The sequence below is a fragment of the Glutamicibacter sp. NPDC087673 genome, assembly GCF_044743255.1.
Classification (GTDB): Bacteria; Actinomycetota; Actinomycetes; order Actinomycetales; family Micrococcaceae; genus Glutamicibacter.
On sequence record NZ_JBIUWB010000002.1, the window covers coordinates 211,377 to 236,372 of the forward strand.

A 24,996-nucleotide genomic window follows, 5' to 3' on the forward strand; every position below is an offset into this window, starting at 1 on the left:
CTTGAAGCGAAGAGGCCTTTTCCTGTGCAGATGCACTATGCGACACGAAATGTGTTGTGCCGATCCGCGTAGTGGCTTGGAGCTCAGGAGAATACTCTCTAGTTATAGAGAAAACTGGGCCAGAGAGCTCACTCATAAGTTCTGGAAGGACAAGCACATGGACGTTACCTACCGCATTGACCAGAAGCGCAAGATCAATGGTCCGTTCCCCGGCCCGAAGTCGCAGGAACTGGCCGCACGCCGAGCCAAGGCAGTTGCTGCCGGTGTAGCTTCCAGCCTGCCTGTGTACGCGGCCGAGGTTGATGGCGGCATCATTGTCGATGTCGATGGCAACCAGCTCATCGACCTGGGCTCCGGCATCGCCGTCACGACCATTGGCGCCTCGAATCAGGCAGTAGCCAAAGCCGTCGCCGAACAGGCCGCGCGCTTCACCCACACCTGCTTCATGGTCGCTCCGTACGAGAACTACATCGAGCTGGCCGAGAAGCTGGCTGCCATCACTCCGGGCAACTTCGAGAAGCGTGCAGTCTTCTTCAACTCCGGTGCCGAAGCGGTCGAGAACGCCATCAAGGTAGCCCGCATTGCTACCGGCCGCCAGGCAGTCGTCGCCTTCGACCACGCCTACCACGGCCGCACCAACCTCACCATGGGCTTGACAGCCAAGGCCGCCCCATACAAGCGCGGCTTCGGCCCACTGGCACCGGAGATCTACCGCATGCCAATGAGCTACCCATACCGCGAAGAGAACCCGAACATCTCCGGCAAGGAAGCAGCCGAGCGCGCGATCCTGGCCATGGAAAAGCAGATCGGCGGCGAGCAGATCGCTGCGATCATCATCGAGCCGATCCAGGGCGAGGGCGGCTTCATCGTTCCGGCCACCGGCTTCCTGCCGCGCATCGCCGAATGGGCCAAGGAAAACGGCATTGTCTTCGTTGCCGACGAAGTCCAGGCAGGTTTCGCACGCTCCGGTGCTTGGTTCGCCTCGGACATCGAAGGCATTGAGCCAGACATCATCACCCTGGCCAAGGGCATCGCCGGCGGCATGCCGCTGTCGGGCATTATCGGCCGTGCCGACCTGCTGGATTCGGTGCACGGTGGCGGCCTGGGCGGCACCTACGGCGGCAACCCGGTTGCTGTGGCCGCGGCTCTGGAATCCATCAAGTTCATGGAAGAGCAGGACTTGGCGGGCCGCGCCCGCGAGATCGAAGAGAAGTTCTTCACCCGCTTCGGTGCGCTGCAGAAGGACATCAAGGAACTGGGCGACATCCGTGGCCGTGGCGGCATGGTTGCAATGGAATTCGTCAAGGCTGGTGGCAAGGAACCGGATGCCGAGCTGACCAAGGCCATCGCAGCCGAATGCCTGGCCCAGGGCGTCTTGATCCTCACCTGCGGCACCTACGGCAACGTGGTTCGCCTCTTGCCTCCGCTGGTGATCGGCGACGATCTGCTCGAAGATGCATTCAACGTATTGGAAGATGCGATCCGCAAGGCTGTCGCCTAAGTAGCCCAAAACTGGTCCTAAACGGCGAATGCCTCGAACCTCCCACGGGAGATTCGAGGCATTCGCTGTATCGGCGGTGAGTGCAACCGGGCGTTCAGACCAACTTTTTCGGTTCGGGCATGGAGCCAATGCGTGGAGTTCGCATCATGTCCACGAGCACGAAGAGCACCGCAACCCATACCAAGGCGAAACCAACCCAGCGTTCGAATGGCATGTGCTCGCCAAAGACCAGCAGGCCCAGGATGAACTGCAAGAGCGGGGCGAGGAATTGCAATGAGCCCAAGGTGCTCAAAGGCAGGCGGCGAGCCGCGCCACCGAAGAGCAAGAGCGGAACGGCGGTGATGATGCCGCTCGCTGCCAAAAGCGAGAGGCCAGGAACATCAGCTGAGAACAGCGCAGACTTCCCGTCAGCGGCCAGCCAGACCAGATAGCCGATGGCCAACGGGGTCAGCCAGACGGTTTCGATGGTCAAGGACCCCAGTGCAGTTCCGCTTTGGCCCACTTTGTTCTTTACCAGGCCATAGAAGCCAAAGGAGAAAGCCAAACCGAGGGAAATCCAAGGGACCTGTCCCAAGCCGATCGTCAAGACGAGTACAGCAACGGTGGCTATGGCAACAGCGATCCATTGCAGCCGACGCAATTTTTCTTTCAGGACGACAACACCCAGAAGAATTGCCACAATCGGGTTGATGAAGTAGCCTAGCGAGGCTTCCAGCACATGTCCGGTCAAGACCGCCAGTGCATAGAGAGTCCAGTTAGCTGCAATCAGAACACTGGCCAGTCCCAACTGCCAGATGGTCTTGGAATCCTTGAACATCCCAAGGAACTGCTTGACCTGGCGCGTGAACGCCAGCAGCAGCAGGCAGAAAACCAGCGAGAAGATCACGCGAACGCCAACGAATTCGAAGGCCGAGATGTCAGGCAGCAATAGGAAGTAAGCCGGGAGCATGCCCCAAATCAGGTACGCGGCGGTGCCTTGGATCAGTCCGTAGCTATGTTCTGAACGGATCGGTTTAGCGGTACTTACGGACATGCAGGGCGCACACTTTCAGAAACAAAATGGATCAAGGGAGCGGCCCACCGGGAAACAAGTTGTGGAACCGCATCTTAAAACTACAACGTTCCCGCCGTCTGGATATTCCCCTGGGCCGGCGGTGCCTGCCATTCCACACGGCACTGTGATATTTTCACAGGAACATAAATGGAATTCCAGTCGTTGACTAGACTAGAGAACACCAACTTGGTTTGCTTCATTGAGGGAGTGCATCGCCGTGCATGGACATAACAACGGACTCAAAACCGCCTTTTTGATGGGCGGAATGTTTGCCCTGCTGCTGGCCATTGGCTCGCTGATATCCGCGGGTACCGGCCGTTCAATGTTCATTTGGATATTTGCCTTGATCGGCCTCGGAACTACTGCTTACAGCTATTGGAATAGCGACAAGCTGGCTCTGCGCTCGATGCACGCCTACCCGGTCAGCGAAGCGGAACAGCCGGGAATGTACCGAATCGTGCGTGAGCTGTCGATGAACGCGCAGCAACCGATGCCGCGACTGTACGTTTCGCCAACCACTTCGCCGAACGCCTTTGCCACCGGCCGCAACCCGCAGAATTCGGCGGTGTGCTGCACCGAAGGCATCCTGCAGTTGCTGAACGAACGCGAATTGCGCGGGGTGCTGGGCCACGAGCTGATGCATGTCTACAACCGGGACATCCTCACTTCTTCGGTCGCCGCCGCGGTTGCGGGCGTCATCACCTCCGTTGCCCAGTTCCTGATGTTCTTCGGCGGCGGCAACAGCAATGACAACCGCGGGGTGAATCCGATCGCCTTGATTGCCCTTTCCCTGCTGGCGCCACTGGCAGCGTCGATCATCCAGATGGCCGTGAGCCGCACCCGCGAATATGATGCAGACGAGGACGGAGCCAAGCTGACCAATGATCCGCTGGCGTTGGCGAGCGCGCTTCGGAAACTGGAATCGGGGATTACGCAGGCTCCGCTGGCTTCCAACGACCAGAAGCTGGTCAACAGCTCGCACCTGATGATCGCCAATCCATTCGGCTCGCGCCTCAAGCGCATGTTCTCCACCCACCCGCCAATGGAGGATCGCATCGCACGGCTTGAAGCGATGGCTGGCGGACGCGGGTACTAAGTGCAAAGCAGCTCCTGGGCTTAAGGCCGCATCTCATATGGAGATGCGGCCTTAAGCTTGTTTTGGGCCTTTCCCGTTGAACTGATAGTTATCGACCCTCCTACTAAAGGATGAGGCGAAGATCTTTGTCTGCCCTAGTCAAGCAAAGATAGGCTGATCGTAGCGGCACCGAAGAGAAGACTCTCTGCCGTCTGATGATGGAGCAAGGAGCAAGGAGCAAGGAGCAAGGAGCAAGGATGCGAGACGACGACGCGGCACTTCTGCCCAGGCTTGGGGATGCCATAGCCGGTCAACTGGCCACCGGAACGGTCAAAGGATTGGCTTGCCTGCTTGCGGCCTGGATTTGCTCATCATGGATTGCCCTCCACACTGCTTTCGGCACATTCGCTATCGCGCTGGCGATCTCGTATCTCCTCTCGGAAATCCTCGGCGCCATCATCGTTCGACCGATTGTCCTGAAAGAACGCCGTCCCAACCCCGGGGGAGTGCTGTACGTCGTCCTTCCATTCGTGGTGTCCATCGTGGTCAGCTTTGCTGCGGCCTATGCAGTTACCAGCTCATTGCGTGATAGCAGTTTTGTGACAGTGCTCGTTGCCGCATGCAACGCCGCTGAGATCCTCTGGATCAAACCATGGGTGCCGGGACCTTCGCCGGAAGAGATGGCCGCGAAGTTCAATGAATTCAAAGCCATGACCCAGGACCACTTCGCTGATGATGTTGCTGATATCAAGCGGCGGGCCAGGGAAAGGACTCGTGAACAGTACTACGCGAAGAAGGCCCGCGAAGAAGCAAAGAGGCTGAAGAAGCAGAAGCGCGACGAGGATCAGCGCTGATCCTTCCCGGGTCCATGATCCAGTGGTGCGCAGAATGGCAGCGAGGGCTGTTTCCCATGGTGAATGGGAAACAGCCCTCGCTGTGTATCACGTGATTTCTAACGCTGGGTCAGTCCTAGCGGAAGTTCACGAACTGCAGATCCGCTTCTTCGAAGTCGCGCAGCAGAGCCATGGTGGCCTGCAGGTCATCGCGGGACTTGGAAGAGACGCGCAGCTCGTCACCCTGAATGGTTGACTTGATGCCCTTAGGCGCCTCATCGCGAATCAGCTTGTTGATCTTCTTGGCGACATCCTGGGCGATGCCCTCCTTGATGCTTGCTTCGATGCGGTATTCTTTGCCGGATGCAAATGGCTCGCCGGCATCCAATGACTTCAGGGAAATGCCGCGCTTGACCAGCTTGGACTGGAAAACATCCAGTACTGCGTTGACGCGCTCTTCCGAGTTGGCCTTCATCAGGATCTTCTCGCCGCTGAAATCAACTTCAGCGCCGACGCCCTTGAAGTCGTAGCGCTGGGCAATTTCCTTCTGGGCCTGGTTCATCGCGTTGGCGACTTCCTGGCTATCAACCTTGCTTACGACGTCGAATGTGGAATCACTAGCCATGTGAATACTCCTAGTTGAAACGGGTCTGATTCGCTTCATAGCCTACCGGTTTTGCCCCCTGGATTTGGGGTGTGATCAGGCTTACAGCAAAAATGCCCCTCTCGATTTCACAACATCGAAAAACTCCTGTAGAGTTATTTCTCGTTCCGACAAGAGCAAATGTTCTTGAAGCGAACGTACTCGGCAGATTACCCGAGTGGCCAAAGGGGGCTGACTGTAAATCAGCTGGCAACGCCTTCACTGGTTCGAATCCAGTATCTGCCACAAAATAACTCCCGGATCCCAGGATCCGGGAGTTTTTTGCATGCGGAAGGAATGCATGGCAACCCGGATCTTTCCTATTCCCGGTTCCGAACAAGATCACCTTTCTACGTATTTCAAATAAGGATCGGCTACCGTATAACCATGGCAACGAAAAATGTGAGCGAAGACGACTTCGCGAAGTTGATTGAAGACAACGACATCGTCCTCGTGGACTTCTGGGCTGACTGGTGCGGGCCGTGCAAGCAGTTTGCACCGGTTTATGACCAGACCTCGGACAAGTTCAGCGACGTCGTTTTTGCCAAGGTGGATACCGAAGCTGAGCAGGGCCTGGCACGTGCAGCTAACGTGACCTCGATTCCTACCATCATGGCGTTCCGCGAACAGGTCCTCGTGTTCTCGCAGGCTGGTGCGTTGAACCAGACCCAGCTCGAAGATCTCGTCACCGCGGTCAAGGGCATTGACATGAGCGAAGTGCACAAGCAGATCGCCGAGGAAGCCGCGCAGGCTGATTCCTAAGAACCATTAGAGGCTTCGGGCTCCTTTACCTCCGCCGGTGATCCAGCGGTGCGTAACGGGGCCCGAAGCTTTGTTTTTTCTGCCCCGAGTGCAGCAGCAAGCGCACTACGCGTTGACGGTGCGGGGCGTATGGCGCCAATAGCTCCAGCATTTGCCCATCGCTGATTCGGGAACCGGTAAGCACCTGGCCCACGAAATCAGCCAGATGGAAATCTCCCACCGAAATATGGTCACTGGATCCGTGGGAGCGCTGCAGGGTTTCGGCAATTGTCCAGGGACCAATGCCCGGCACCGAACCCAAGGCGGCTTCCAAGGTGCCCGGAGCCTTGGCGGTGGGCCGTGCATGGTCCATTGGCTTCTCTGCCCACCACTGCAAACTGCCGGCAACCTGCAGCAGGCGTGCCATGGTGTTAGCCCGCTGTCCTTCAACGCGCGCCTTTTGCCAGTCCCAGCGCCTCATCGAGGCTAGCTTTTGCGGTCCGGGGAAAATCATCAGGCCCTCGGGAGCCGGACCCGGAGCTCGCTGTCCCAAATGGCGGATCAGCCAGCGCCAGGCATAATTCGCTTCAATCCCGGTCACTCGCTGTTCCAAGATCGCCCCGGCGGCGTGCTCAAAGATCCTGCCGGTGCGGGGCAGAACGAAGTCCGGATGCAACGAGCGGGTGCGCGCGATAATTTCCGGGAACTGCCCTTCTTTGATCCTCGCGTCGAAATCGCTCCAGTCATCGAGCGCCCCTAGAAGGTTCGGCGCTGAGCCGATGGCCCATGGGGCTCCGGGACCCCATGCTTGAAACGTTGCCGGGGCGGTGGGCGCGGGCTTGCTGATTCGCAGCGTGGCATCTCCGAACGGTGTTCCAAAGGCCAGCCATGCTTCGCTCTGGGACAGGCGGATGGTCGGATCGCCCAGTCCCCGGCGCAGGATTCCCAGAGTCTTGAGCAAGGACACGGGGCGGTGCGGATCGTAATCGGCGCTCAACGGCTTCTCCATGAATCGCATCCTATAGCCTCGTGCCTGCGGTAGCTTGCGGCAGGCTTGCCTAGCACTGATGAAAAGTGCCCGTCCACTGCGTGACGTTTCGCTACGTGCCGGAACGACATGTATGACAACCGCCGGTAAAGTTCTTGACATGAAGTATGCGTCCACAGTCCTAGATCTGATCGGCAATACCCCTTTGGTGAAGCTCAATCGAGTCACCGAAGGGATCAAAGCCACTGTTTTGGTGAAGCTTGAGTACTTGAATCCGGGTGGTTCCATCAAGGACCGCATCGCATTGAAGATGGTCGAGCGCGCCGAAGAATCCGGCCAGCTCAAGCCCGGCGGAACCATCGTGGAACCAACCAGCGGCAACACCGGTGTCGGCTTGGCCATGGTGGGCCAACTCAAGGGCTACAACACCATTTTCGTCACCCCGGATAAGGTCGGCGAGGAAAAGCGCGACGTACTGCGCGCCTACGGTGCCAAGGTAGTAGTCACCCCAACCGCGGTGGCCCCGGATTCGCCTCAGTCCTACTACGGCGTATCGGACCGCCTGGTTACCGAGATCGACGGCGCCTACAAGCCCGACCAGTTCTCCAACCCGGCAGCACCCGACAGCCACTTCGAAACCACCGGACCGGAAATCTGGAACGATACCGACGGCAAGCTGACCCATGCGGTCATCAGCGCAGGAACCGGCGGCACCATCACCGGCACCGGACGCTACCTCAAGCAGGTTTCCGCCGGCCGCGCCTCGGGCCCGGTCAAGATCATTGCCGCTGACCCGGATGGCTCGGTCTACTCCGGTGGCACCGGACGCCCATACTTCGTCGAGGGCGTCGGTGAAGATATGTGGCCAGGGAACTACGACCCATCCGTGCCGGATGCCGTGGAACCAGTCACCGACGCTGAGGCTTTTGAAATGACCCGCCGGTTGGCCAAGGAAGAAGGCCTGCTGCTGGGCGGTTCTTCGGGCATGGCAGTGGTCGCCGCGCTGCGTGCAGCCAAGGACCTGGGCGAAGACGACATAGTTGTCGTGATCGCCCCGGATGGCGGCCGCGGCTACCTGGCCAAGATCTTCAACGACCAGTGGATGCTGGACCAGGGCTTCACCACCGATGAATACTCCGCCTTGGACTTCATCGGCGCGGCACTTGCCAAGCAGGGCACCACCACGGTGGCTTTGGATACCACCCTGGCCGAAGCGGCCAAGGCACTGCGCGAGCAGGGCGATGACGCACTGGTCGTGTCCACCTCGCCGTTGCCAGCGCGTATCGGCGAGATCCGCGGTGTCATTGGCGCGGGGGACATCACCGACGCACTGCTGGCTGGCGCAGAACCAACCAGTACGCTCGCAGACCTGGGCGACTTGGCCAAGCCATTCATTGGCACCGCAGACACCCCGGAACATGCACAGGAACTGCTCAAGAGCCACCCGGCCGTACTGCTGACCAAGGGCGGCGAAGTGATCGCCGCGGCTACCGCAGCCGACCTCTTGGCCTACTCCACCCGCTAGAGACAACACCTCAAAGGATTGATATCGATGACTGAAAACCATCAGGGAGCAAACACCCGCTTTGTCCATGCGGGCCAGGAATTCGAACCGGTCACCGGCGCGGTAGTTCCGCCGCTGCACTTCTCCTCGACCTACGCGCAGGACGGCATTGGCGGCCTGCGCAACGGCTACGAGTACGGCCGCGGCACCAACCCGACCCGCGACGCGCTGCAGGCGCAGTTGGCCGGCGCAGAATTCGGCACCCACGCCTTCTCCTTCAGCTCCGGCCTGGCCGCCGAGGATTCGCTGATCCGCGCCATCCTGCGTCCGGGCGACCACATTGTGCTGGGCAACGACGCCTACGGTGGAACCTTCCGCCTGATTGACCGCGTGCTGGGCGACTGGGGCATCGGCAACACTCCGGTGAACATGGCTGATGAAGCAGCCCTTGCCGCCGCCATCGAAAAGAACAAGGCCAAGCTGGTGTGGGTTGAAACCCCTTCGAACCCGATGATGACCATCACCGACATCGCCAAGGTCGCTGAAATCGCCCATGCTGCCGGCGCATTGCTGGTCGTGGACAACACCTTCGCCAGCCCATTCCTGCAGCAGCCGCTGACCCTGGGTGCTGACATCGTGGTCCACTCGACCACCAAGTACATCGGCGGCCACTCCGATGTGGTAGGCGGTGCAGTGATCGTCAAGGATGCGCAGCTGGCAGAAAAGATCGGCTTCATACAGTTCGCCGTGGGCGCCGTCTCGGGCCCGATGGACGCCTTCTTGACCACCCGCGGCCTGAAGACCCTGGGCGTTCGCATGCGCGCCCACTCGGAGAACGCCGCACAGGTTGCCGGGTGGCTGCGTGAGCGCAGCGAAGTCGAGCGCGTGCTCTACCCGGGCTTCGAAGACCACCCGGGCCACGAGATTGCCAAGAAGCAGATGTCCGGCTTCGGCGGCATGGTGTCCGTCCAGTTCAAGGGCGGAGAATCGGCGGCCCGCAAGATTGCCGAGAGCACCAAGCTATTCACCTTGGCAGAATCCCTGGGCGGCATCGAATCGCTGATGAACTACCCGTCGGAGATGACCCACGCTTCGGTGAAGGGTACCGAGCTGGCGGTTCCGGTGAACCTGTTGCGCCTGTCCGTTGGCATCGAAGACCCTGCGGATTTGATTGAAGACCTGGATAAGGCCTTCGCCAACCTGTGAGAACCAAGCGCAAAGGACCTGGGTTCCGCTGCCCGCAAAGGGCAACGGAACCCAGGTCCTTGGTGCTTTGAACGAAGTTCCGGATCGGCTACCGGCGGCGCTTGGCCGGTTTGGGATCCACGATCTTGAAATACCTGTTGCTCGCTGGCATCCACATCAAGGCCACGCTGAACATGATGATGGCAGCCAACAGCGAATAGCGGCCGAATCGCAGCAACAGCGGCAGCGCGGTAATCAGGCCCAACCAGGACAGCTGGGCGCGCGCGGCCCGGTCCCCGGTGAATAAGCGGTAACCCAGCACACAGCAGGCAAGGCCGGCGGCGGCGAAAAAGATCATCAGCGCAATGGCTCCGAAATCCAGTGCGGAATCCTGGATATGCTCGTAAGCCAGGAAGCCTCCGAAGCCGAGAAAAAGCACTCCGGCTAGGAGCCATAGCATTTGGGCGATGAACAATCCGCCTGGGGTGGGCTCATCTGGACGTCGCGGAAAAAGTGGTTTCTTCACGTTCTCAACCCTACGTGCTTTGGTGCGGTGCCCGATCTCACACGCTCTCGACACTGACAATAGTGGCCTGTTCAAGCTAGCATTAAGTGTTCGCGAACATCAGGGTATCCCTCTCGCATCCAGCCCAATTTTTGAGGCCGGAGCCTTCTCGTGTTGTATTTTCCGCAAAGTGTGTGCGGGTCTTTATGTCATAGGGGAGCGCTTGATGAGCGTGACTTGTATCTGACTGTGCAGCCTATACGTCGTTTCTTTGGGGACGGCCAAGGCCTATCCCCTAACGAATGAGGTAATTCTTCGTGTCTTCTGACATGCCCGTAAACACCGACGACAACCAGACCCCGGAAGAGCCAACCGTGCTCTTCTCCGAACTTGGCCTGGATGCCCGCGTGCTTGCATCGCTTGCCGACCTTGGCTACGAAAAGCCATCGCCAATCCAGGCAGCGACCATTCCACTGCTTCTCGAAGGCCGCGACGTTGTCGGCCTGGCCCAGACCGGTACCGGCAAGACCGCTGCTTTCGCGCTTCCTGCCCTGTCCCGCATGGCAGAGCTGGCTGACACCAATGGTCCAGCCAAGACCCCGCAGATCCTGGTTCTGGCTCCAACCCGCGAGCTGGCCCTCCAGGTCGCCGAAGCCTTCACTTCCTACGCCAAGTACCTGCCGAACTTCACCGTTCTGCCAGTGTACGGCGGCTCGCCATACGGCCCGCAGCTCAACGGCTTGCGCCGTGGCGCCCAGGTAGTCGTTGGTACCCCAGGTCGCGTTATCGACCACATCAACAAGGGTTCCTTGGACCTGTCGAACCTGCAGTACGTTGTCCTTGATGAGGCCGACGAAATGCTGCGCATGGGCTTCGCCGAGGAGGTCGACAAGATCTTGGAAGCTACCCCAGAGGACAAGCAGGTTGCCCTGTTCTCGGCAACCATGCCACGCACCATCCGCCGCATCGCTTCGGAATACCTGCGCAACCCGCAGGAAGTTGCCGTGAAGTCCAAGCAGTCCACCGGCACCAACATCACCCAGCGCTACCTGCAGGTCATGGGCGCCCACAAGCTGGACGCCATGACCCGCATCCTGGAATCCGAGTCGTTCGAAGGCGTTATCACCTTCGTCCGCACCAAGATGGCTACCGAGGACCTGGCCGACAAGCTGAAGGCCCGCGGCTTCACCGCGGCTGCCATCAACGGCGACATCCCTCAGCAGCAGCGTGAGCGCACCGTTGAGAACCTGCGCTCGGGCAAGATCGACATCCTGGTTGCTACCGACGTGGCAGCTCGTGGTTTGGACGTTGAGCGCATTTCGCACGTTATCAACTTCGACATCCCGCATGACACCGAGTCCTACGTGCACCGCATTGGCCGTACCGGCCGTGCCGGCCGCTCGGGCGACGCGATCCTGTTCATGACCCCGCGCGAGAAGTACTTGCTGCGTGCCATCGAGAAGGCTACCCGCCAGCCGGTGACCCAGATGCAGCTGCCTTCGCTGGATTCGGTCAACGACCGTCGTATCCAGAAGTTCACTGATCGCATCGATAAGACCATCAGCGGCCAGGACTTGACCACCTTCCGCGAAATCGTGGAGAAGTTCGCTTCCGAGCACGAAGACCTGGACCAGCTGGAAATCGCAGCTGCACTGGCTCTGATGGCCCAGGGCGGCCGCCCGCTGCTGATGACCGAACCAGTCATGTCCCCTTCGAAGAAGGCGCGCATGGATCGCCCAGAGCGCGGCGAGCGTGGCGACCGCGGTGACCGTGGCGATCGCGGTCCACGTGCCCGCAAGACCGCTGCCGAGGGCAACGCCATGTACCGTCTGGCCGTTGGCCGCCGCAACCGCGTGCAGCCGGGCTCGATCGTTGGCGCACTGGCCAACGAGGGTGGCTTCGATTCTTCGGAAATCGGCGGCATCGAGATCCGTTCGGACCACACCCTGGTCGAGTTGCCAGCAGAGCTGAGCAAGGACCAGTGGCGTGCACTGTCCAAGACCCGCATCGGCGGCGAGGCCATCGAGCTTGAGCTCGACAATGGCCGCAGCCCACGTCGCGACGACGAAGGCGACCGCGGTGGCTTCCGTGGCGGCCGTGGTGGCGGCTTCGGCGGCGGACGCAGCGGCGGACGTGGCGGTTTCGGTGGCGGACGCAGTGGCGGACGTGGCGGTTTCGGTGGCGGCGGACGCGGCGGCAAGGATCGCTTCAGCGATTCGGGCCGTAGCGGTGGACGTCGCGACTACTAAGCCAGTCGCACGCAGCTGAACAGCATTGAATAACGCCCTTGGGGCAAGCCGAAAGCTTGCCCCAAGGGCGTTTTTCGTGCGCCGCAGGCTATTTACGGAGCAGGAGTTCCCACCGGGATCCCGTCCCCGAGATAGACCGTGCCGCCGCTTTCAAGGAACTGCCTGCTTTTCTGCGCCATCCCGGCCAATGCGGCCTGCGCCTCGGCCGAGCCGTACTCGTCGCGGATATCCTGGGAGATGCGCATGGAGCAGAACTTCGGCCCGCACATGGAGCAGAAGTGGGCGGTCTTGGCCGGCTCGGCCGGCAAGGTCTCATCATGGAATTCCTGTGCGGTGACCGGGTCAAGGGACAACGCGAACTGGTCATTCCAGCGGAATTCGAAGCGCGCCTTGCTCAGCGCATCATCCCGCGCTGTGGCACCCGGGTGGCCCTTGGCCAGATCGGCGGCGTGCGCAGCGATCTTGTAGGTGATCACCCCGGTCTTCACATCATCCCGGTTGGGCAGTCCCAGATGCTCCTTGGGGGTGACGTAGCAGAGCATCGCGGTCCCGTACCGTGCGATCTCCGTGGCGCCAATGGCGCTGGTGATGTGGTCGTAGCCCGGGGCGATGTCGGTGACCAGCGGGCCCAGGGTATAGAACGGCGCCCCGTCGCACAGCTGCTGCTGGCGTTCCACATTCTCGCGCACCAGATGGAACGGGATATGCCCCGGGCCTTCGACCATCACCTGCACATCGTACTTCCAGGCGCGCTTGGTCAGCTCGGCCAGGGTGTCCAGCTCGGCGAACTGGGCGGCGTCGTTCGCATCTGCGATGGAGCCCGGGCGCAGCCCGTCGCCCAGCGAGAAGGCCACGTCGTACTGCGCGAAGATCTCGCACAGCTGATCGAAGTGGGTGTACAGGAAATTCTCCTGGTGGTGCGCCAAGCACCAGCCGGCCATGATGGACCCGCCACGCGAGACCATGCCGGTGACCCGGTTGGCGGTCAGCGGGATGTAGGGCAGCAGCACCCCGGCGTGGATGGTCATGTAGTCCACGCCCTGCTCGCACTGCTCAATGACGGTGTCGCGGAAGATCTCCCAGGTCAGTTCGTTGGCTTCGCCGTTGACCTTCTCCAACGCCTGGTAGATCGGCACAGTGCCGATGGGGACCGGGGAGTTGCGGATGATCCACTCGCGGGTGGTGTGGATGTCATCTCCGGTGGACAGGTCCATTACCGTGTCCGCGCCCCATTTGGCCGCCCACTGGAGCTTGGAGACTTCTTCTGCGATGGAGCTGGTCACCGCCGAGTTGCCGATATTCGCATTGATCTTGACCAGGAACGCCTTGCCGATGATCATCGGCTCGGATTCCGGGTGGTTGATGTTCGCCGGGATGATGGCTCGCCCGGCCGCGAGCTCGCTGCGCACCAGCTCGACATCGCATTCCTCGCGCAGGGCCACATAGCGCATTTCCGGGGTGATGATCCCGGCACGCGCATAGTGCATCTGCGTCACGCGGGCTCCGCCAACGGCCCGCAGTGGCGGGGCTGAGCGTCCGGCCCATTCCGCGCTGGCCGTGCCGCGGCGGACCGCTGAGCGTCCGTCGTCGTGCAGGTTGCGTTCGCGGCCTGCATAGGTTTCCACGTCCCCGCGTTCCAGGATCCACCGCTCGCGGAAGGGTTGCAGGCCTTGGGTGGGCTCGCTTCCCGGTCCGCTGGTGCGATATACCGCCAGCGGCTCGTTGGGCTGTCCATTGGGGGAGTCTGCCAATTGGATCTGCGTGACGGGAACAGAAATTCCCGCAGATTCACGGTAGGCAAGGGTGTGGGCAGGGTGCTGTTCAATTTGTTCCACTGGGGAAACTCACTTCCTTCGCCGGCATTACCCGGACAGGTTCAACGGTCGCGGACGGCGATAGCCCGATCTCAGCCCTTGCCAGGGCACCCGTGTGGTCGCGAACAACTTAGCACGCTTGCGAGGAGAAAACGCAAACCCAGTGGTCAGGGCCTGACATCAAGGAAGTGGGAAGGGCCGGCTGTGGCGGGCCAGGATGCTTTTCATTGGCCGGAGACTCTTGCCGGGGGCACCTGGAATCCGGGGCGCAAGACGCGGCCGATAGCCGGTGCTGCAGCTTGGGGTGCGCCTTGGGCCATGCTCGCAGTGGCTACACGGCATCTGCGGGATAAACGAAAAGAGAGGCAATCTGGAACCAGATTGCCTCTCTTATTTCGAGCCCCCTGCCGGAATCGATCCGGCGACCTCGTTCTTACCAAGAACGCGCTCTACCACTGAGCTAAGGGGGCAACAGGTAAATACTTTACACAGGTTTTTGAGGTTTGCAAAATCCGTCGGGAATTTGTTGCTGAGGTCACAATATTCCTACTCAAGACCGGAATGGGCGGCAAAGAGCTGTTGCCTTCCTGGCGGTTTCCAGCACCCCGGTTCACGGCCCGGGATCCAGCTGCCGGGCACCGGAGCCGTGCCTGGGCGCCTAGGTGGATCGGGTGTTGCCCAAGTGCCGCTCGGTCAGGGGTTCTGGAGTGGGAAAGGGTGTCAGCGTTCCGAAGTTCCAAGCGGGGTAATTCGATGCTTGGCCACCGGGGATGATCCGCGGGATTCTATTCTGCGCGTCATGGCAAATCCGCGATTGACCGCGAGGAGCACTCTCGTGAGCATCGTCACCAGGGCACTTTTTGTCCCACCCTTCGTCCCCGGGGTAGCGAGTAAGAGGATAAATAGTCATTGACTAGTGGTTTTACAGAATTCTCCTGGTCTTTTCCGGGGTGATCCGCCGATTTTTCTTTGCCGGGAAATCCGTGTAGAGTATTTACTCGTTGCCCCCTTAGCTCAGTGGTAGAGCGCGTTCTTGGTAAGAACGAGGTCGCCGGATCGATTCCGGCAGGGGGCTCTGAGTGAGAAGCATTCTTGGCTTCTACTGGATTGCTTCTCACTTGTGGCGGCGTAGCTCAGCTGGTTAGAGCGCACGACTCATAATCGTGAGGTCCCGGGATCGAGTCCCGGCGCCGCTACCAAATCAAAGATCCTCGGCCTCGGCCGAGGATCTTTTTTGGTTTCCGGCCCCGAAGCAGCATTGTCCTTCGAGGGCATGAACGGCTAGTGATCCAAGTCCTTCTCCTGGTTCCCGTCCTTGGCTTGCTGAGCCAGCGACAGCAGCCCCTGGATCGCTGTCGTATCGAAATCCGCCTCTTGGCTCGGTGCCTGATTGGCATCATGGCCGTGGACTTCGGTATGCAAGCGCTGCATCTGCATGTCGAGTTTCGTCGCCATGGCCGCCGCGTCGGCAAGCTCTTGCACTAGATGTTCTGGAACTTCGCCCTCGTACTTGTAGAAGATCTTATGTTCCAGGCTTGCCCAGAAATCCTGGGCAATGGTACGGATCTGCAGCTCCACCACGACATCGACCGGGCCATCGGATAAGTAGACCGGGATCTGCACGATCGCATGGACACTTTTATAGCCGTTGGGCTTCGGGTTCTTGATGTAGTCCTTGATTTGGAGGACCTTCAGGTCATTCTGCGAGGTTAGCGTGTTCAGAACCTTGTAGATGTCCTTGACGAAACTGCAGGTAATGCGCACGCCGGCAATGTCGCTGATGTTCTCGCGAATGGCAGGCAGGGACGGGGAGATGTTCCGGCGGGAGACCTTGCGCATGATGCTCTCCGGAGTTTTCACCCGGGAAGTGACGTGCTCAATTGGATTGTAATTGTGCAAATACAAGAACTCTTCACGCAAGATCGAGACCTTGGTCAGCACCTCGTCCACCGCAAACTGGTACTCCATCATGAAACGCTGGAAATCATGGCGGAAAGCCTGCGTCAATCGCTGCAGCTCGGCCGGCGAAGGGGCGGTCTCGGCAGCTGCGATGGCCACTGCACGAGTCTTGTCATCAAATGGGACAGAAATCCTGGATCACCTCAGCAGATTATGGCCCGGCCCGCGGTACGGTTCCGGTGCAGTTCCAGCCTAAGGGCTTCTCCTAGGAATTAGGCCAGAACGAATCGGGAATTCGTCCAGCAAACTTTCGGGCTGCAGGCGCCGGCCAACCTGCCTTGCAGGAGCTAGCCATGTCCGGTGAACTATCGTTGAAGAGGTAACTTCGAGGAAGGCATCGATGGAATTCGCCAGCGACCACCGGCAGCTCTGCCACGGCATCAGCTTCTCAGAGCATGAACGCGCCCCCATGCTCCGGCTTAGGCAAGCGGAAAAATGGAGCACCGAATATCTGGAAGCCAACCGTTCCCTAAGCTTGCGCATCGGCGAACTGAAATTCTGCCTGGGCTACATCACGATGAACAGCGATGGCTCTCGCAACACCTTGCCTTGCCCGAAGAACAAAGCGCTGCGTACCGGAACCCAGTGCGAACGCTGCCGCCGGCTGGATCATTCGAAGTTCATGCATCATTTCCACAAGACCGGCGAAGCCCCGGAAGGCATGCGCAAGTACCTGGAGCAGCCGCACTTCTTGTATGTCGCAAGCTTCGCCCATGGGGCGACCAAAGTCGGTACCACCTCAACCCAGAGCAAATGGACTCGCTTGGCGCAGCAGGGAGCGGTCATTGCCCGCTATATTGCCCGCGCCGCTGATGGAGCCGCTATTCGAGTGCTCGAAGACCTTGTCACTGAACACGTGGGCCTGAGCCAGCAAGTCCGGCAGAAGTCCAAGATCAAGGGACTGGCCAGCTGGGAACTGGACTACGCCCAGCTGGACCAGATCAACTCCGAAGCGGCAAGCCGGGCCCGGTCCTTCCTTGGCGCCCAGCGGGGCTTGGAAACCTACGGCGTGCAGCTGCGCGACGAGCTGTGGGAACAACCGGCCTTCGCCCGCCCGGTAGTAGACGCCTGGGATACCCATGCGCTGCATGCCTGGAATACCGCGCTGGGCGGGAACACCGTGAATCTGCGCATCCGCGGCGTGCTGGGGCAAAGCATCCTCGCAGACAGCGGCGAAGGCACCACCGTGCGCCTGCTGGATGCCGCCGAGTTGAAGACCCGCGAGGTCGCCATCGTGGAGAACTGCGCAGATTTCAGGGAAGAGCAATCCGCCCTGTTCTGAATCAGGCCCAGCGTTGTCGGGGGAGTCACGGGGAAATGCCCCGGCCACAATGAGCGGACACAGCCGGAGCTGAACTAGACTTGAACCATGACCAACACTCCTTGGGAATCAGCCTCACCACGCTATAAGAAGCTCGTCTTCGCTGCCATGGGCATCATGGGCGCAGGCATCATCTTGGCCATCATCGGCGCCAACATTCCATCGCTGCCAACGGTCTACACAGCAATCGGCATCATGGTCATCGGCATGCTCTGCCACATCGCCGGACTGGTTGTCCGCGCCAGGGATGCGCGCCAGTGGCGCATTGCCAATGGCCTGGCGGCCCCTCGAGCCAAGAAGCGCCCGGCGGACGGGCAGGACTAGGGCTCCGCAAGAATTCCACCGTGTGACCGCTTGGCTGCGCCCGGGTCCCGTATCCGGCGGCAGCCTCGCCTGGCCACTTCCAACAACGTTCAGGAGAATCCATGGGCATCAACCCCGACCTGGTAGGGCGCATCTACCCTGCCGGCGAGTCCTACCAGGTAGGCCGCGAAAAGATCCGCGAATTCGCCAAGGCCACCAAGGCCGCCAACCAGGCGCACTACGATGTGCAGGCCGCTCGCGAGCTGGGCTATAGCGATGTCGTTGCCCCTCCGACCTTCGCGATCATCATCGCCCAGCGCGCTGACGCGCAGCTGATTGCCGACCCGGCCAGTGGCATCGACTTCTCCCGCGTGGTGCACGCCGACCAGCGCTTCACCCATCACCGTCCAATCGTTGCCGGCGATGAACTGCTTGCCGAGCTCTACGTGGACCAGGTCCGTGAAATGGGTGCCGGTGCCATGATCACCACCCGCGCGGAAATAACCACCGTGGCTGGCGAGAAGATCGCAACCACCGTTTCATCGCTACTGGTACGAGCTGAGGACTAAGCATGATTGAATTCGAAAGCCTCGAAAAGGGCCAGGTCATTGGATCGCACACGGTGCAGGTCAACCGCGCGGACCTCGTCCGCTATGCAGGTGCCTCGGGCGACTTCAACCCGATTCACTGGAATGAGCGCTTCGCCAAGGAAGTGGAACTGCCATCGGTGATTGCCCACGGCATGTTCACCATGGGATCGGTCATCGACCTGGTCTCCCAGTGGGTCGGCAACCCGGGGGCCATCATCGACTACCAGACCCGCTTCACCAAGCCGGTAGTCGTCGAAGATCCCGAAGGTACCACCATTTCGGTGGAGGGCAAGGTCGGTGCCTTGGACTCCGAAGCCCGCACCGCCCGCATCGATCTGGCAGTCTCGGCCCATGACAGCAAGGTACTGCTCAAGTGCCAAGCCGTGGTGCAGCTCTAGGCATGCAACTTCCCGGTGAAGCGCAGAGGCCTGTAACCCAGTGGCGCAACGCGCTGATGGCCGCCTACCTGGCCAGCGGCCTGCTGATCTCGGCCCTGGTTTCGCGCTTGCCCGCAGTGCGTGATGCCCTGCAGCTGGACCACGCCAGCGTTGGACTGCTGCTGCTGTGCATGAGTGCAGGATCCTTCCTGTCCGTCTCGGTCTCAGGACAACTGGTTCTGCGCCTTGGGGCCACCCGCGTCATGCGCATCGCCGCGACAATAGCCGGCTGTTCACTCATTCTTGTAGGCGTGGGCGCAGGAATCTTTGGCAGCGCCCTGATCTGCGGCATCTTCCTCTTCGCCCAGGGCCTGGGGACCGCATCATGGAATGTCGCCTCCAATGTCCAAGGCGCGGCCATGGAACGCGCCTTGGGCAAGAGCATCATGCCCGCCCTGCACGGTTTCTTCTCCATCGGCACCGTGATCGGTGCCGGCGCTGGTGCGCTAGGTGCCCGACTGCAGATCCCGTTGCAGTACCACTACGGCTTCATGGGCCTGGTTATCGTCTTCACCGTGCTCTACAGTGCCCGATTCTACGGAGAAGACTACAGCCGGACCCCGCGCACCAGCAGCGGGACCTCGCTGAAGAAGGCATGGACCGAACCGCAGACCGTCCTCTTGGGCGTTCTGGTTCTGGGCATGGCCCTGGCTGAAGGCGCAGCCGGCGACTGGGTGGCCATGGCACTGGTGGATGGATACCACACGAAGGAAGGCGTGGGAGCCATCGGCTACGGCGTCTTCGTTACCGCCATGACCCTGACCCGGCTGCTGTCCGGCGATCTGATCTTGCGCCTGGGCCGCGTCGTCATGATCCGGGCCAGCGCCATCAGCGCCCTGGTCGGGGTACTGCTCTTCGCCTTTGGCAACAACCTGCCGCTGGCCTTCGTGGCCTTGGCCATCTGGGGCATGGGAGTGGCCCTGACCTTCCCGCTGGCCATGAGCGCGGCATCGGATGATCCTGTTCATGCCGCGACCCGCGTCTCGGTAGTGTCCACCATCGGCTACGGCGCCTTCCTCGGTGGCCCGCCGCTTTTGGGACTGCTGGCTGAAGTCATCGGCCTGCTCCCTGCTTTGGGTTCCATTTCCATCCTGGTGGTCGTGGCCTTCTGCTTGTCCTCTAATGCCGCCGGAAACCGTACCGGCGGCGCAGGCAAAGCGTAGAACGCCGGCCGGCCGCACCTATTCGTTCCCATACGGAAAGTAAACTGAAGCAATGCTGAAGAATCTGACCACGACCCACGTTGGTGGGCCAGCCCAGCAATTGGTGACCGCTACCAGCGAAGCTGAACTGGCTCAAGCCGTTGCGGCAGCAGACACCGCAGGGCACGACGTTCTGCTCATTGGCGGGGGTTCCAACCTGGTGATCTCCGACGAGGGGTACCCGGGCGTCGCAGTACAGATCGCCACCCGCGGACTGCACCTGGACGAGCAGCCTAATGGCAAGGTGCTGCTGCGCGCTGCCGCCGGCGAGAACTGGGACACGACCGTTGAATACAGCCTGGCTGAGGGCCTGAGCGGACTGGAAGCGCTCTCGGGCATCCCCGGGTGCACCGGTGCCACTCCGGTGCAGAACGTCGGGGCCTACGGGGCAGACATTTCCCAGACCCTGGCGTGGGTGCGTGCCTACGACCGCCAGAGCAACCAGGTACTCAAGCTGGATAACTCCGAGCTTGGTTTCGCCTACCGCGATTCGGTCATCAAGCGCACGAGCACCAACGGATCCCCACGCTACGTGGTCCTGGAAGTGGCCTTCCTGCTGACCCGTGAAAATGAATCGGCTCCTATCCGCTATGCAGAGCTGGCCCGCCGGCTCGGAGTCGAAGCTGGCGAACGCGCCGACGCACTCGAAGTGCGCCAGACCGTTCTGGACTTGCGTCGTTCCAAGGGCATGGTCTTTGATGCCAGGGATGCCGACTCGCACTCCACGGGTTCCTTCTTCACCAACCCCATCGTTGAATCCAGCGTCATGGGCAAGCTTCCCGAGAACGCTCCGAGCTACCCGGCGGAACAAGCTGGCTTCCTCAAGCTGTCCGCCGCGTGGCTCATCGACCAGGCCGGTTTCGGCAAGGGCTACGGCTTGGAGGGGACCGAGGGGTTCGCGCTCGCTGGCGGCCGAGCGTCCCTGTCCACCAAGCACACACTGGCCATCACCAACCGCGGGGAAGCCACCGCCCAGGACATTGTGGCCATTGCGCGGGCAGTTCGCGCCGGCGTGCAGCAGCGTTTTGGCATTGAACTGGTCAATGAGCCGCTGCTGATCGGCCTAGCTCTCTAAGCGAGCAGCATGCCAGCCATCGCCGGAACACGGGAGGAAAACAAGGGTGCACTTGTCATTGCGAAAGCTCGCGCTGGAGGATATCGACCTGCTGGAAGCGAACTTCCAATCCGTGCAGGGCGCCGGTGAAGCCCAGTGGTTCGGCTTCTGGGATACGAACAAGCTGCGCGCCCGTGTCGGCCAGGACCAGTTGATCGGCAACGCCGATGGCGCGCTGGCGGTCTGCTTGGGGGAGCAGGTAATCGGCAAAGTCGATTGGTTCACCGTTTCGTCGTGGGGCCGGGCCAACACCTCGGCCTGCTGGGAAGTCGCTATCGGCATCTTTGCCCAGTACCGCGGCCAGGGCCATGGCACGCAGGCGCAGAAGATGCTCGTCGACTACTTGTTCACCCACTACCCCCGTCATCGGATCCAGGCTACGACAACCGCAGAAAATGCGGCTGAGCAGAAGTGCCTGGAGAAGCTGGGGTTCACCCGCGAGGGTGTCATCCGCCAAGCGCAGTGGCGCGCCGGTGCGTGGCATGACCAGCTGATCTATTCAGTACTCCGGGATGAGTGGGCCCACTAGAGCTCATCCGCAGGGGAAATGGCCAAGCCCAGAACAGAAATTTCTGTTCTGGGCTTGGCCATGGCTTTGCCTCGGAGGTGCCTAGAGGCGGCCCTGGGCGATAGCGAGCATGCGGCGCAGCGGCTCGGCAGCGCCCCACAGCAGCTGGTCTCCAACGGTAAAGGCCGAGATGTACTCAGGACCCATTTCCAGCTTGCGGATACGGCCGACCGGGATATCCAAGGTACCGGACGCCGCGACCGGAGTCAGCTGGTCCATGGTGGCTTCCTTCTCGTTGGGAACGACCTTGGCCCACTGGTTGTCTGCTGAGAGCAGCGACTCGATTTCGGAGACTGGCAGGTCTTCCTTCAGCTTCAGCGTCAGTGCCTGCGAGTGCGAGCGCATGGCACCGATGCGGACGCACAGGCCGTCCATGATGATCTGCTTGTCGCCGGGGGTCTGCAGGATCTTGTTGGTCTCAACGCCTGCCTTCCACTCTTCGCGGGACTGGCCGTTGCCCAAATCAGCGTCGATCCATGGGATCAGCGAGCCGCCCAGTGGTACGCCGAATTGCGCGGCATCCAGGTTTCCGCGCTGGGTTTCCAGGACCTTGCGGTCGATTTCCAGGATGGCGCTGGCTGGATCGGCCAACTCGCTGCCCACCGACGCATTGATGTCGCCGAACTGGGTGAGCAGTTCGCGCATATGGCGTGCGCCGCCGCCGGAAGCGGCCTGGTAGGTCATCGCGGTGCCCCACTCGACCAAGTTGTTCTTGAATAGCCCGCCCAAGCCCATGAGCATGCACGAGACGGTGCAGTTGCCGCCGATGTAGTCCTTGACGCCAGAGGCCAGGGATTCATCGATCACGGCTCGGTTGACCGGGTCCAAAACGATGACCGAATCATCATTCATGCGCAGCGAGGACGCCGCATCGATCCACAGGCCGTCCCAGCCGGACTTGCGAAGCTCGGTGTGGACCTTGGTCGTGTAGTCCCCGCCCTGGGCAGTGACGATGATCGGCAACTTGGACAGCGTTTCAATATCGAACGCGTCCTGCAGCGGCCCAGCACCCTCAGCGAATGCCGGGGCGTTGCCGCCGGCATTGGAAGTCGAGAAAAATACCGGGTCAATCTGGACGAAATCGCCCTCGTCGAGCATGCGCTGCATCAGCACGGAACCAACCATGCCTCGGTAACCTACAAAACCAACAGATGAAGTCATGTATCCATGGTAGGGGCGTTTATCCGGCAGAGCCCGGTTCGTTACACCAGTTAAAGCAGAATCACACCCAAGCCCCAGCAGGGTTCAGGTGTGACTCGGTGCAGCGAAAGTTTTACTTTTCCTCAAGCAGCAGCTTGCGGTTCTTGATCGCCCACATGGCGGAGAAGATAAAGATCTGCGTCGGGACCAGCAGCATGATCAGGCCGAATACCTTGTGGCCGCCGAGAACCATGAAGAAGCCGAGTACGGCCACCACCAAGGCCAGCAGCGGGAAGAGCATGTATCCGAGAATGAAGAGTGCTTCGGGGTGCTGCTTGAGCTCTCCGATGTATTTTTTCATGGTCGTTCTAATCCTTTTGGCGAAGCCAGGTTTCAAAGCGGTAGCGGGTACCGGTGGAGGAAGTGTGCCAGTGGGCAGCTTCCGAATCTAGGGACGGATCGGATGCGCCCAGAGCGAAGTCAGCGGTGAGCTTCGGTGCGGAGGTATCTCCAGCAGGGGAGGCATCGAGCTTGGTAATCACCGCGACGTCCAGCAGCGCCAGTGCCTGGGCATAGACCTTTCCGCCGCCAATGATCCATACTTCTTCGCCGCCGGCGCTGCGCTGTGCCAACGCGATGGCTTCTTCCAAGCTGGAGACGGGGAGTGCGCCATCCTTGCGCAGCTGCGCGTGGGCATCAGCCTGCGTGGTCAGCACGATGTTGGTGCGTCCTGGCAATGGACGGAACTTCGCCGGGAAGGAATTCCATGTGGCACGACCCATGATCACTGGATGGCCAGCGGTCGTGCGCTTGAAATGGGCCAGGTCCTCGGGAACGTGCCATGGCATGGCGCCGTCAGCGCCAATAATGCCGTTCTCGGCTTGGGCCCAAATGGCGCCAACCAGCGGTTCAACGTCGTGTGCGTGGCGAGGCTTGGGAGTCATACCGCTACGGCTCCCTTGATCGTCGGGTGGTGCTGGTAGTCATTGATGCTGAAATCTTCCAGCGTGTAGTCGAAGATCGACTCGGGCTTGGAATTGAAGCTGAGCGTCGGGTATGGGTAGGGATCGCGGGAGAGCTGCTCCTTGACCTGTTCCAAGTGGTTGGTGTAGATATGCACGTCGCCACCAGTCCAGATGAACTCGCCTGGCTCCAGATCGAGCTGGTGGGCAAGCATGCGCGTGAGCAGTGCGTAGGAAGCGATGTTGAACGGTACGCCCAGGAACATGTCTGCACTGCGCTGGTAGAGCTGGCAGGAGAGCTTGCCCTCGGCCACGTAGAACTGGAAGAACACGTGGCATGGAGGCAACGCCATATTCTGGATCTCTGCGACATTCCACGCCGAGACGATGTGGCGGCGGGAGTCCGGATTGTTCCGCAGCGAGTCGACCAGCTGGGAGATCTGGTCAATGTGGCCGCCATCGGGAGTTGGCCAGCTGCGCCACTGGACACCATAGACCGGTCCGAGTTCGCCGGCTTCGTCAGCCCATTCATTCCAGATGCGCACGCCCTGGTCCTGCAGCCACTTCACATTGGATTCGCCGCGCAGGAACCACAAGAGTTCTGCTGCCACGGATTTGAAGTGCACGCGTTTGGTGGTGACCAGCGGGAAAGAATCCTTCAGATCGAAGCGGATCTGGCGGCCGAATACCGACAGCGTTCCAGTTCCGGTGCGGTCTTCCTTGGAGGCGCCGTTCTCCAGCACGTCTCGAAGCAGATCTTCATAAGGGGTTGCGATTGGAGTCGTCATCTTACCTGTCGTGCTGGTGGTCGGCGCTGGCATATTCACACGTCCCAGTTTAGATCAAACGGAAAGCTCCTGGAACTAAGCGCATTGATGATGCTGCTCGCACTCGTGCCTAGCTCGCAGCCACCATGTCGTTATACTCCGGGTAGCGGCGCAGGTAGTCCTGGACGTAGCTGCACTCCGGAATGATCTTCAGCCCCTTGTCGCGGAACTTGTCCAGAACCAAGGTCACCAGCGCGCGAGCGTATCCGCGACGGCCGAATTCCTCATTGACTATGGTGTGCTGGATGGTGGCGATGCCATCTTCTTCGTAGTAGCCGAGGAAACCGATAAAAGTGGAACCGTGCCACAGCGAATAGCGGCCGCGGCTGGCATCGTGATCCAAACGCAGTCCATGGTGCACAATCTTCTCGACTGGCTGGTTCGGTTGCTGGGCAGTCATGGCATTACCTCATTCTTGGCTGTGACGTGTCTCCTATTCATAGTCTTATCCCTAATCGGAGGCAGATGCAACGGCTGGTGC

Annotated in this window: 25 protein-coding genes, 4 tRNA genes and 1 riboswitch; of the genes, 17 read left to right on the forward strand and 12 right to left on the reverse strand. The window is 60.6% G+C overall.

What is annotated here, in order from left to right; all coding sequences use genetic code 11:
• Positions 1-157 precede the first annotated feature (157 nt).
• Positions 158-1,501 (forward strand): 4-aminobutyrate--2-oxoglutarate transaminase, encoded by a 1,344-nt coding sequence (gene gabT / locus ACIOTL_RS05305; RefSeq protein ID WP_400342028.1) that lies wholly within the window; start codon positions 158-160, stop codon positions 1,499-1,501.
• 94 nt (positions 1,502-1,595) lie between these two features.
• Here the strand turns inward: gabT and rarD are convergent, their stop codons facing one another.
• Positions 1,596-2,534, reverse strand: a complete 939-nt coding sequence (gene rarD / locus ACIOTL_RS05310) for an EamA family transporter RarD (RefSeq protein ID WP_400342030.1) — start codon at positions 2,532-2,534, stop codon at positions 1,596-1,598.
• 238 nt (positions 2,535-2,772) lie between these two features.
• Here rarD and htpX point away from each other — a divergent pair, with 238 nt between their 5' ends.
• Both htpX and ACIOTL_RS05320 read left to right on the forward strand, forming a co-directional pair.
• On the forward strand, positions 2,773-3,651 hold the full coding sequence (gene htpX, locus ACIOTL_RS05315; protein WP_105656899.1) for a zinc metalloprotease HtpX: 879 nt from the start codon (positions 2,773-2,775) through the stop codon (positions 3,649-3,651).
• A 197-nt stretch (positions 3,652-3,848) separates the two neighbouring features.
• Positions 3,849-4,484, forward strand: a complete 636-nt coding sequence (locus ACIOTL_RS05320) for a hypothetical protein (protein ID WP_400342033.1) — start codon at positions 3,849-3,851, stop codon at positions 4,482-4,484.
• Positions 4,485-4,599: 115 nt separating this feature from the next.
• On the opposite strand, the gene ACIOTL_RS05325 is transcribed toward ACIOTL_RS05320, so the two are convergent.
• On the reverse strand, positions 4,600-5,088 hold the full coding sequence (locus ACIOTL_RS05325; protein WP_105656897.1) for a YajQ family cyclic di-GMP-binding protein: 489 nt from the start codon (positions 5,086-5,088) through the stop codon (positions 4,600-4,602).
• 182 nt (positions 5,089-5,270) lie between these two features.
• Between ACIOTL_RS05325 and ACIOTL_RS05330 the strand changes: the two genes are divergently transcribed.
• Positions 5,271-5,352: transfer RNA gene (locus ACIOTL_RS05330), tRNA-Tyr, on the forward strand.
• A gap of 141 nt (positions 5,353-5,493) precedes the next feature.
• Positions 5,494-5,868 (forward strand): thioredoxin, encoded by a 375-nt coding sequence (gene trxA / locus ACIOTL_RS05335; protein ID WP_105656896.1) that lies wholly within the window; start codon positions 5,494-5,496, stop codon positions 5,866-5,868.
• A gap of 25 nt (positions 5,869-5,893) precedes the next feature.
• On the opposite strand, the gene ACIOTL_RS05340 is transcribed toward trxA, so the two are convergent.
• Complete coding sequence (locus ACIOTL_RS05340; RefSeq protein ID WP_400342034.1) at positions 5,894-6,856, reverse strand: DNA-3-methyladenine glycosylase family protein; 963 nt, start codon at positions 6,854-6,856, stop codon at positions 5,894-5,896.
• A 139-nt stretch (positions 6,857-6,995) separates the two neighbouring features.
• Between ACIOTL_RS05340 and ACIOTL_RS05345 the strand changes: the two genes are divergently transcribed.
• On the forward strand, positions 6,996-8,360 hold the full coding sequence (locus tag ACIOTL_RS05345; protein ID WP_105657076.1) for a pyridoxal-phosphate dependent enzyme: 1,365 nt from the start codon (positions 6,996-6,998) through the stop codon (positions 8,358-8,360).
• 27 nt (positions 8,361-8,387) lie between these two features.
• Entirely contained in the window at positions 8,388-9,545 is a 1,158-nt protein-coding gene (locus tag ACIOTL_RS05350) for a cystathionine gamma-synthase (RefSeq protein WP_400342037.1), read from the forward strand.
• Between the two features lie 88 nt (positions 9,546-9,633).
• Here ACIOTL_RS05350 and ACIOTL_RS05355 read toward each other — a convergent pair whose 3' ends face one another.
• Positions 9,634-10,050, reverse strand: coding sequence for a hypothetical protein (locus tag ACIOTL_RS05355; RefSeq protein ID WP_133833604.1), 417 nt, complete (start codon positions 10,048-10,050; stop codon positions 9,634-9,636).
• A 308-nt stretch (positions 10,051-10,358) separates the two neighbouring features.
• Between ACIOTL_RS05355 and ACIOTL_RS05360 the strand changes: the two genes are divergently transcribed.
• Entirely contained in the window at positions 10,359-12,278 is a 1,920-nt protein-coding gene (locus tag ACIOTL_RS05360) for a DEAD/DEAH box helicase (RefSeq protein ID WP_388022972.1), read from the forward strand.
• A 92-nt stretch (positions 12,279-12,370) separates the two neighbouring features.
• On the opposite strand, the gene thiC is transcribed toward ACIOTL_RS05360, so the two are convergent.
• Both thiC and ACIOTL_RS05370 read right to left on the reverse strand, forming a co-directional pair.
• Positions 12,371-14,113: a phosphomethylpyrimidine synthase ThiC gene (gene thiC, locus ACIOTL_RS05365; RefSeq protein WP_400342038.1), complete on the reverse strand. Its 1,743-nt coding sequence runs from the start codon at positions 14,111-14,113 to the stop codon at positions 12,371-12,373.
• A riboswitch (TPP riboswitch) is annotated at positions 14,110-14,217 on the reverse strand. Its footprint overlaps the gene before it by 4 nt.
• 273 nt (positions 14,218-14,490) lie before the next feature.
• A tRNA-Thr gene (locus tag ACIOTL_RS05370) sits at positions 14,491-14,562 on the reverse strand.
• A 533-nt stretch (positions 14,563-15,095) separates the two neighbouring features.
• On the opposite strand from ACIOTL_RS05370, the gene ACIOTL_RS05375 reads away from it, so the two are divergent.
• Together ACIOTL_RS05375 and ACIOTL_RS05380 are read left to right on the forward strand one after the other, a co-directional pair.
• Positions 15,096-15,167: transfer RNA gene (locus tag ACIOTL_RS05375), tRNA-Thr, on the forward strand.
• Between the two features lie 47 nt (positions 15,168-15,214).
• Positions 15,215-15,291: transfer RNA gene (locus tag ACIOTL_RS05380), tRNA-Met, on the forward strand.
• A gap of 82 nt (positions 15,292-15,373) precedes the next feature.
• Here the strand turns inward: ACIOTL_RS05380 and ACIOTL_RS05385 are convergent.
• Positions 15,374-16,150: a GTP pyrophosphokinase family protein gene (locus ACIOTL_RS05385; protein WP_286134123.1), complete on the reverse strand. Its 777-nt coding sequence runs from the start codon at positions 16,148-16,150 to the stop codon at positions 15,374-15,376.
• A gap of 241 nt (positions 16,151-16,391) precedes the next feature.
• Between ACIOTL_RS05385 and ACIOTL_RS05390 the strand changes: the two genes are divergently transcribed.
• The 7 genes from ACIOTL_RS05390 (at position 16,392) to ACIOTL_RS05420 (ending at position 21,547) form a co-directional block, all read left to right on the forward strand.
• The gene (locus ACIOTL_RS05390) at positions 16,392-17,333 is read left to right on the forward strand and encodes a DUF2797 domain-containing protein (RefSeq protein WP_332727213.1); all 942 of its coding nucleotides are present in this window, start codon (positions 16,392-16,394) and stop codon (positions 17,331-17,333) included.
• 87 nt (positions 17,334-17,420) lie between these two features.
• The gene (locus ACIOTL_RS05395) at positions 17,421-17,696 is read left to right on the forward strand and encodes a hypothetical protein (protein ID WP_105656889.1); all 276 of its coding nucleotides are present in this window, start codon (positions 17,421-17,423) and stop codon (positions 17,694-17,696) included.
• Between the two features lie 101 nt (positions 17,697-17,797).
• Positions 17,798-18,244, forward strand: a complete 447-nt coding sequence (locus ACIOTL_RS05400) for a MaoC family dehydratase N-terminal domain-containing protein (protein WP_105656888.1) — start codon at positions 17,798-17,800, stop codon at positions 18,242-18,244.
• Between the two features lie 2 nt (positions 18,245-18,246).
• A complete protein-coding gene (locus ACIOTL_RS05405) occupies positions 18,247-18,663 on the forward strand; it encodes a MaoC family dehydratase (protein ID WP_105656887.1) in 417 nt (138 codons plus the stop codon).
• Positions 18,639-19,865: an MFS transporter gene (locus ACIOTL_RS05410; RefSeq protein ID WP_388063445.1), complete on the forward strand. Its 1,227-nt coding sequence runs from the start codon at positions 18,639-18,641 to the stop codon at positions 19,863-19,865. The genes ACIOTL_RS05405 and ACIOTL_RS05410 overlap by 25 nt, the downstream gene beginning before the upstream one ends.
• Before the next feature lie 52 nt (positions 19,866-19,917).
• On the forward strand, positions 19,918-20,979 hold the full coding sequence (locus tag ACIOTL_RS05415; protein ID WP_133833608.1) for a UDP-N-acetylmuramate dehydrogenase: 1,062 nt from the start codon (positions 19,918-19,920) through the stop codon (positions 20,977-20,979).
• A 46-nt stretch (positions 20,980-21,025) separates the two neighbouring features.
• Positions 21,026-21,547: a GNAT family N-acetyltransferase gene (locus tag ACIOTL_RS05420; RefSeq protein ID WP_388063447.1), complete on the forward strand. Its 522-nt coding sequence runs from the start codon at positions 21,026-21,028 to the stop codon at positions 21,545-21,547.
• An 81-nt stretch (positions 21,548-21,628) separates the two neighbouring features.
• On the opposite strand, the gene asd is transcribed toward ACIOTL_RS05420, so the two are convergent.
• From asd to ACIOTL_RS05445, 5 genes are all read right to left on the reverse strand, one after another.
• On the reverse strand, positions 21,629-22,747 hold the full coding sequence (gene asd, locus ACIOTL_RS05425; RefSeq protein ID WP_400342041.1) for an aspartate-semialdehyde dehydrogenase: 1,119 nt from the start codon (positions 22,745-22,747) through the stop codon (positions 21,629-21,631).
• Positions 22,748-22,859: 112 nt separating this feature from the next.
• Positions 22,860-23,087 (reverse strand): NF038396 family protein, encoded by a 228-nt coding sequence (locus tag ACIOTL_RS05430; RefSeq protein WP_105656882.1) that lies wholly within the window; start codon positions 23,085-23,087, stop codon positions 22,860-22,862.
• A 7-nt stretch (positions 23,088-23,094) separates the two neighbouring features.
• Positions 23,095-23,670 (reverse strand): dihydrofolate reductase, encoded by a 576-nt coding sequence (locus ACIOTL_RS05435; protein ID WP_332487075.1) that lies wholly within the window; start codon positions 23,668-23,670, stop codon positions 23,095-23,097.
• The gene (locus ACIOTL_RS05440; protein ID WP_105657074.1) at positions 23,667-24,476 is read right to left on the reverse strand and encodes a thymidylate synthase; all 810 of its coding nucleotides are present in this window, start codon (positions 24,474-24,476) and stop codon (positions 23,667-23,669) included. The genes ACIOTL_RS05435 and ACIOTL_RS05440 overlap by 4 nt, the downstream gene beginning before the upstream one ends.
• A 109-nt stretch (positions 24,477-24,585) precedes the next feature.
• Positions 24,586-24,915 (reverse strand): GNAT family N-acetyltransferase, encoded by a 330-nt coding sequence (locus tag ACIOTL_RS05445; RefSeq protein ID WP_388022762.1) that lies wholly within the window; start codon positions 24,913-24,915, stop codon positions 24,586-24,588.
• Between the last annotated feature and the right edge of the window lie 81 nt (positions 24,916-24,996).